The following is a 7842-nucleotide window of genomic DNA, read 5'->3' as shown; positions in this document are numbered from 1 at the left end:
CTAATACTAAAATTTGAACAGAATTTGTTCTGGGCAAATTTTCACTAAGTTAGCTCCAGCAGGGAGTAGGAAGTCGGGAAAAATATTGGATGATTTTTGTGGGATAATTGATTTGATTTTTTATTATTGGAGATATCTAATACTAAAATTTGAACAGAATTTGTTCTGGGCAAATTTTCACTAAGTTAGCTCCAGCAGGGAGTAGGAAGTCGGGAAAAATATTGGATGATTTTTGTGGGATAATTGATTTGATTTTTTATTATTGGAGATATCTAATACTAAAATTTGAACAGAATTTTCTCTTGGCAAATTTTCACTAAGTTAGCTAAAGCAGGGAATAGGGAGTAGGGAGTAGGAAGTCGGGAAAAATATTGGATGATTTCTGTAAGATAATTGATTTGATTTTTTGTTATTGGAGATATCTAATACTAAAATTTGAGCAGAATTTTCTCTTGCCAAATTTTTACTAAGTTAGCTACTGCATTATCCCAACTGTATTTAGCAACAGATTCTTTAGCATTTATACCCATTTCTCTACGGAAATTACTATCTTCAATTAAAAGCTTTAATTTCTCACAAAAACTTTCTTGATTTCCTGGAGTAAATAATAAACCATTCCTACCATCTTGAATATTTTCTGTGACTCCTCCAGCTTGAGGAGCAACTACTGGAAGACCTGCTGCAAATGCTTCTAATACAGTTAAACCTCTGGTTTCTTTTTCTGAAGCTGTGACATGAAAATCACTATTTTTCAAAATATTAGGTACATTCTCAGGAGGTGTTCTACCTAATAGATAAACATTCTTTGTTACTTTAGCTAATCTGTTTGATATTTCATCGCGCATCGGACCGTCTCCAACAATTATTATGGCAACATTTTCTATATCTACTAATTGCTGAAGTCTGACAAAAACATCTAAGGTAAATTTCCAACCCTTATCTTCAGTTAGTCTACCTAAAAATACTATTTTTACTTTGTTAGCTAAATTAGGAATTTGATAATTTGATTCCCAAAAATTTGCTGTTATTGTGGCTGACTGAAATTTTTCTATATCAAAACCATGAAAGTTGACATACATAGCATTTTTAATTCCCATACTGACAATTTTTTGATAGGTAATACTGCTAGAAACTAAAGTCAAATCGTATTGGTTGTAAATTGAGACAAAACTTTTTTTGAAGATTAACTGCAACATCAAGTTAATCCCTTTTGGTAAAGGCAAAAAATCTTCAAAATATTCTAAAAAGTTAGTTCTGAAAGTACAGACACAGGGAATTTTATGTTGTCGAGCAAATCTTATGCCAGCTAAACGAAAAAAAGCAAAAAATAATCTTTCTGGTTCATCTACATGAATAATTTCTGGCTGAAATTTTTCTAATTCTCGGCGGACTATTTGGTAAGTGTTAAATCCTACGTTTCTTTCAAAATCTAGAAATGGTGTACTAGGTAAATTAATGACTTGAACTCCAGGGAAAATATTACCTGTGTAATCTTTCCAATTTGGATATAAATGAGCTAGGGGACTATAGTCAGGACAAAATAATAATACTTGATGTCCGAATTGACTGAGTTTTTGGACTCGGTAATAACCACTAACGGTTACTCCATCTAATACGGGTAAAAATCCAGAGGCAATAATGGCAATTTTCATAAGCGAAGGAAGAAGGAAGAAGGAAGAAGTAAGAAGGCAGTTAAATCTTAAGTTTCTGCTAATTATTCTTCAAAAAGAGATTCTAAATTACGATATCCACTAACTACTATATAAGCTTTTTCTGAAGTAATTAATATAGAGACACTCTATAGAACATAGAACATCTCTATATCAATTATTTCAAAATTTAGAGGATTTTCGACTACAGAAAAGTATCCACACTATAGCTTTACTATAGAATGGTAACATTGGCGCAATTTCTTAATAATCCTTTCTTTACGTTTTCTCAGAGCTGACGGTGTAATACCTTGGTACTCTTCCAAATTATGAATTTCTTGCCATGATAAACCTTGAACTGTTTTGTAATTTAAAAGCTTTTGTTCCTCTGGAGTCAGATTTTTTAAAGCTTCGTTCAATTGCTCTACTTTATTATTTACTTCTTCAACTTGAGGTTGTAGAGATTCCTCTTGCTGTAGAAGGCTTTTTGTTACATAATTAGATTCTTTCATACTAAGTTCTTCAAAGCTTTTTGTTTTAGATTCTTGCCTACTAAGCTCTCGAATATAATTATATGCTGTTCCACGAATCCAGCCTAAAATACTGTTTATAGTTTTCCCTTCTTCCAAAGCCTTAATACCTCTCATGTAAACTTCATTAAGAATGTCGTTGGGTTGGTATAATTTATTCAGCTTAAATTGATTTAAACGCATCCGAATATAGACAAATAATGAATCACTTTCACAATTGTTTCGACTTAATAACTCCCGAAACTCTAAATTAAAACTTTCTCTACTCATCTGGTATTTTGTACTCCTTTTTACAAAACTACTTTTTATGATGGTGCTATCTAATGGTAATGATTTTCTCGGCTAAAACTGTTAATACATTTGAGTAATATCATTACATTTCTAGGAATAGCACCCTCATATACTTATTAGTTTCACTTACCTATTTTCGTGACACTCTCAGTTCGTCACAAATACAAGTAAAGCTTCACTTATATGTAGAAACAAACAAAAAAGCAGGGAAGACAAGGATTATGAATAATAAAAAACAGCAGAGCCTATCACTATTCTGGGATAAGCATCAAGAATTACTATCCTGGAACAGGAGTATAGATCAAAGAAAAAATTGCCCAATGACTTTAACTTCTAGCTTGAAACAGTTGATTAATGAGTATGCCATGTTATCTTCTTTACCTGAATTAAATCTAGAACAAGAAGAGAAATTAGGTGAGATACTTGAGCAAGCTAGTGAGAACGAAATTATGGCTTTTTGGATTTCTGAGGTAGACTATATTTTAGGCGAAAGCTTAGGTTTATTAAAGCCAGAAGACCTGAATTACTATGAAGATCAAAAAGCAATTTTAAGGGAACATTTCTGGAGTGACATAAAGATTGATAGTTCCGATACTTACAAGCTAGAAAATCACCTCAAATAATCTAGTTTAAGGTCATAATTTTTAGCCCCTATCCCATATCCAAAAAAAAAGGATAGGGGCTATTTGCAGATAATATTAAACTTACAAAAAAAGTTATTAAAAATAACTATTTAGTTGAAAAAAATAAATGATTTGGCAATATTTGTTAGCCTTAACGCACCGCACTTTAAGATTTCTGCAAAGTTTGTTATTGTCATTATATTTTTTCCCTTTTCTATCATTTTTTTATGTTTCTGATGATAACTCAACATTTATCAAAAGTTTTAATTATCAATCTGAGCTTCTTTGATATAACATTTTAAAGATTGTCACCAACCTCTGACAAAAAAACGCTAAAAATGCCTAAACTCGTCAACATAATTTCAATGGTTTCAGCCTTATTGCTCAAGATATCTGATAAAATAATCCGAAGGAATGTTACTGCCTAATTAAATTTTGAAGGCTGAAATACCTATAATTCCGTTATTAAAACCAGCGATCGCCTCATGTTCATTTAGCTAAATCGCGGAGAAGCCTCACACCATAATCTATGATTTGGGGTGAGATGAATCGGCGGTAAATTAATGGGAAGTCGAGTCCCATTAATTTACAAATATTATCCTCAAGTTTTGGTCTTTAAAAAAAACTTGTGCTATTATTTTTTATAATTAAGGAAATTTGCCGTTATGCGGACTGCCTATCAATACAAATTAAAGCCCAATAAAGAGCAAATAGCTACAATAGAACTGTGGTTAAATTTGTTGCTTCGGCAGTACAACTATAGATTAGGTGAGCGATTCTCATGGTGGGAAGAAAACCGTTGCCTAGTTAATGCTTGTCCGTTAATAATGCCAATTCCTCAGTTGAGAGATAACCCAGATTATTACTCCCAGAAAAAGGATTTGGTCAATACCAAAGATAAATTTCCTGAGTATAAGCTAATTCATTCTCAGGTTTTGCAAGATTGCATTAAACGGGTAAAACTAGCTTTTGATAGGTGGTTTAAAGCAGATAAAAATGGGCAGCGATTAGGGAAACCAAGGTTTAAAGGAAAAGGTCGTTATCGTAGTTTTACTTATCCTCAAATCAAACAAGATTGCCTTGAAGGAAACAAGATTAATTTACCCAAAATTGGCCTGGTAAAATTAATTCAACATCGACGATTACCATCTGGTTTTAAAATTAAAACTGCTACGATTACTCGTAAAGCTGATGGGTATTATGTAACTTTATCTTTGGAGGATAAATCAGTTCCTAGGTTTAATTATGATGTTAAGCCCACAACAGAAAACACCCTAGGCATTGACATGGGATTAAAAGATTTCTTGGTCACAAGCGATGGAGAATCAGTTCCAATTCCTCAATATTATCGCTCATCTCAAAAGCGATTAAAAACTCTACAGAAAGGTTTATCTCGAAAGAAAAAAGGCAGCAATAGATGGTTAAAATCTGTCAAGGCAGTGGGTAAACAACATAAAAAAGTAGCCGACAAGCGTAAAGATTTTCATTTTAAAACAGCCAATGAATTATTATCAAAAGCTGATATTATTGCCCACGTAGACGCGGAGCGGCGTGCCGGAGGCAAACTTAAATATTAAAGGGCTAACTAAAACTCGATTGAGTAAATCAATTAATGATGCTGGGTGGGGTCAATTTCTAACTATTTTAACTGTCAAAGCTGTTAGCGCAGCTCCTCCGCAGGAGGCAAATGCTGGACAGAAAACAATAGGGGTAAGCCCCAGAAATACTAGCCAAGATTGCTCAAATTGTGGTGAAAAAGTCCCGAAAGGATTAAACATACGAACTCATTCTTGTCCGCACTGCGGTACAGTAATAGACCGAGATGTAAACGCGGCGATAAATATAAAAAATAGGGCGGCAGGGCATTCCGTCCTTAAAGCTCGTGGAGTCCGACGGGGTACCGGGACTGGGAAACGAGAAGCCCATACTATAGCGTCAGCTTAGTCTGGGAGTATGTCACGATGGCGATCTAATTTTTCTCACCTCCTCTAACAGCGGTTTGACAGATTTAAAAGTATGTGGTAATTCTGAAAAACTTACCCATACAACAATTGCAAAAATCCTCAAATGGCTAAATACTCAACCATAATAGATATACTAAAAGACCGCTCAGAAAATCTCCCCAACCAAACAGCTTATACTTTCCTGCCAGATGGAGAAACCAAGTCTGGTAGCTTAACCTATCAACAACTAAATACTCAAGTCCGAGCGATCGCTGCCCACCTCCAATCATTCATCATCCCAGGAGACCGAATATTAGTCGTTTATCCCTACACTGCCGGACTAGAATTTATCACCAGTTTCCTTGGTTGTATCTGTGCAGGAGCGATCGCCGTAACTAGCAACCCTCCCCTCAACAGCGAAGCTATAGCCAAACTCCAAGAAAGAGTCGAATCCTCTGAACCAAAAGCTATTCTCACCACAGAATCCTTTTTGAAGGAAATTCGAGGAAAATTAGCCAAAAATCCAGACCTAGCTCCCAAACTCAACCAGTATCCATGGATAGCCACGGATAAAATTGCATTCTCTGAAGCACCCCAATGGAGAGAACCAAAAATAGAACCAGACACCCTCGCCTTTTTCCAATACACCTCCGGTTCCACAGGCAAACCAAAAGGAGTAATGGTAACTCACAGCAACGTTCTACATAATTCAGAAATTATTTATCAGTCCTTTGAACATTCCCCAGAAAGTCAAGGCGTAATTTGGCTACCCATGTTCCACGACATGGGATTAATAGGCGGAGTCATACAACCTTTATATGGAGGTTTTCCAGTCACCCTCATGTCACCCGTAGCTTTGATTCAAAAACCCATACGTTGGTTAGAAGCTATTTCCAAATATAGAGCAACAACCAGTGGCGGACCCAACTTTGCTTATGACTTAGTTTCTCGTCAAGTAACCCCACAACAACTAAAAAAATTAGACTTGAGTAGTTGGAGTGTCGCATTTTCTGGAGCCGAGCCTGTACGAGCTGCAACTTTAAAAAGATTTGCCGAGACTTTTGCGCCTTGTGGCTTTCGGCGAGAAGCTTTTTATCCTTGTTATGGAATGGCAGAAACTACTCTATTTATTAGTGGCGGAACAAAAACAAAAGCTCCAACTATTAAATATGTCGATGCTGAAGCTTTAGCAGAAAACCGAGTTGTAGTTGGTGGGGAGAAAAGTAGGGCAGTAGTTAGTTGTGGTTGGAGTTGGTTGGGTGATGAAATTGTCATAGTCGATCCAGAATCTTTGACTAAACGTTCAGAAGGAGAAGTAGGAGAAATTTGGGTATCCGGTGCTGGAGTGGGTAAGGGTTATTGGCAGCAAAAGTCGGAAACGGAACAAACTTTTAATGCTTTTTTGGTAGATAAAGGACCTTTTTTACGAACGGGAGATTTAGGATTTTTACAGGATGGGGAATTATTTATTACTGGTAGGATTAAAGATGTAATGATTTTGTGGGGTAGGTATCGTTATCCTCAAGATATTGAATTAACTGTGGAAAAATGTCATCCAGCTTTAAGGTCTGGTTGTGGAGCAGCTTTTTCTATAGAGGCCGAGGATGATGAGCGGTTAATAATTGTTCAGGAGGTGGAGCGTAGTTATTTACGGAAGTTGAATATTGAGGAAGTAGTGGGAGCTATTCGTCAGGCAGTTGCTGAGGAACATACAGTGGAAGTTTATGCTATTAATTTGTTGAAGACTGGTAGTATTCCGAAAACTACCAGTGGTAAGATTCAACGTCGGTTATGTCGGAGTCAATTTTTGGAGGGTAGTTTGAATTTAGTTGGTAACTGGCAACTTCAAACTGAAAAAGGGAGTGTATCTGAGTTGGCAGATATAACGCTACGGGAAAGTCAAACCAGCAATACCTAATTTGTCAGTATTGAGCCGTCAGTTATTAGCTATCAGCGTATAAGTTTAAAGCTGCATTAATTGAGTTAGAAAAAAATATCAATACAATTGTCTTTAAAGTCTGTATTTTTTAGGGCTTGCTGATTAAATATAAAAGTGTTTACTCGTAGAGGTTTCAGCTTTTGCAGATACTAATAAAGTAACTGCTTCAGTAGTAATTCCTATTCAAAAATCTAGTATTTTCGGCAAATAGGGGAGAAAATCACTATATCCGATTCTTCTGGCTACCTCTTCTATGATTCTTAATTCTTCCTGGATTCTGAATTCTATTTGCGAAGCATGACCTAGGAAATTCTGGCTTCTCCCCTGACAAAAAAACTTTTGAGGGCAAACCATATTTATCTAAATTACTTTGTTCAAATAAGAGTTTTATTAGTCTCTAATTGTCTTTAAAGTCTATATTTTTTAGGGCTTGCTGATTAAATATAAAAGTGTTTACTCGTAGAGGTTTCAGCTTTTGCAGATACTAATAAAGTAACTGCTTCAGTAGTAATTCCTATTCAAAAATCTAGTATTTTCGGCAAATAGGGGAGAAAATCACTATATCCGATTCTTCTGGCTACCTCTTCTATGATTCTTAATTCTTCCTGGATTCTGAATTCTATTTGCGAAGCATGACCTAGGAAATTCTGGCTTCTCCCCTGACAAAAAAACTTTTGAGGGCAAACCATATTTATCTAAATTACTTTGTTCAAATAAGAGTTTTATTAGTCTCTTGCTGAAAGCTAATAGCTAAATACTTACCCTAATTTCAAATAAAAAGAAAACTATAGTTAGGGCTTACCGATCAAAAGATGAAAGCCTTTACATATGGAGCTTTTAACATTTTCAGGTAGGTCAAAAGTACAA

Annotated in this window: 6 protein-coding genes; 4 read left to right on the top strand and 2 right to left on the bottom strand. The window is 35.4% G+C overall.

The features are described 5' to 3' along the window. Window positions 1–428: 428 nt before the first annotated feature. Window positions 429–1652, bottom strand: a complete 1224-nt coding sequence (locus tag ACP6PK_RS25310; protein ID WP_426563717.1) for a glycosyltransferase — start codon at window positions 1650–1652, stop codon at window positions 429–431. A 221-nt stretch (window positions 1653–1873) separates the two neighbouring features. Continuing rightward, the gene (locus ACP6PK_RS25305) at window positions 1874–2449 is read right to left on the bottom strand and encodes a sigma-70 family RNA polymerase sigma factor (protein ID WP_426563715.1); all 576 of its coding nucleotides are present in this window, start codon (window positions 2447–2449) and stop codon (window positions 1874–1876) included. A gap of 242 nt (window positions 2450–2691) precedes the next feature. On the opposite strand from ACP6PK_RS25305, the gene ACP6PK_RS25300 reads away from it, so the two are divergent. The 4 genes from ACP6PK_RS25300 to ACP6PK_RS25285 all read left to right on the top strand — a co-directional run bounded on the left by ACP6PK_RS25300 (window position 2692) and on the right by ACP6PK_RS25285 (window position 6954). Then, window positions 2692–3093 carry a hypothetical protein gene (locus ACP6PK_RS25300; RefSeq protein WP_426563713.1) on the top strand — a complete coding sequence of 134 codons (402 nt, stop codon included), beginning with the start codon at window positions 2692–2694 and terminating at the stop codon, window positions 3091–3093. Window positions 3094–3758: 665 nt separating this feature from the next. Next, the gene (locus tag ACP6PK_RS25295; RefSeq protein WP_426563711.1) at window positions 3759–4670 is read left to right on the top strand and encodes an RNA-guided endonuclease InsQ/TnpB family protein; all 912 of its coding nucleotides are present in this window, start codon (window positions 3759–3761) and stop codon (window positions 4668–4670) included. A gap of 19 nt (window positions 4671–4689) precedes the next feature. Further along, on the top strand, window positions 4690–5037 hold the full coding sequence (locus ACP6PK_RS25290; protein ID WP_426563709.1) for an RNA-guided endonuclease InsQ/TnpB family protein: 348 nt from the start codon (window positions 4690–4692) through the stop codon (window positions 5035–5037). A 123-nt stretch (window positions 5038–5160) separates the two neighbouring features. Continuing rightward, on the top strand, window positions 5161–6954 hold the full coding sequence (locus tag ACP6PK_RS25285) for a fatty acyl-AMP ligase (protein WP_426563707.1): 1794 nt from the start codon (window positions 5161–5163) through the stop codon (window positions 6952–6954). Window positions 6955–7842 lie beyond the last annotated feature (888 nt).

The sequence above is a fragment of the Dapis hubbardiae BLCC-M172 genome, assembly GCF_050016015.1.
Lineage (GTDB): Bacteria > Cyanobacteriota > Cyanobacteriia > Cyanobacteriales > Microcoleaceae > Trichodesmium.
This window is presented reverse-complemented; position numbering and strand designations above follow the sequence as displayed.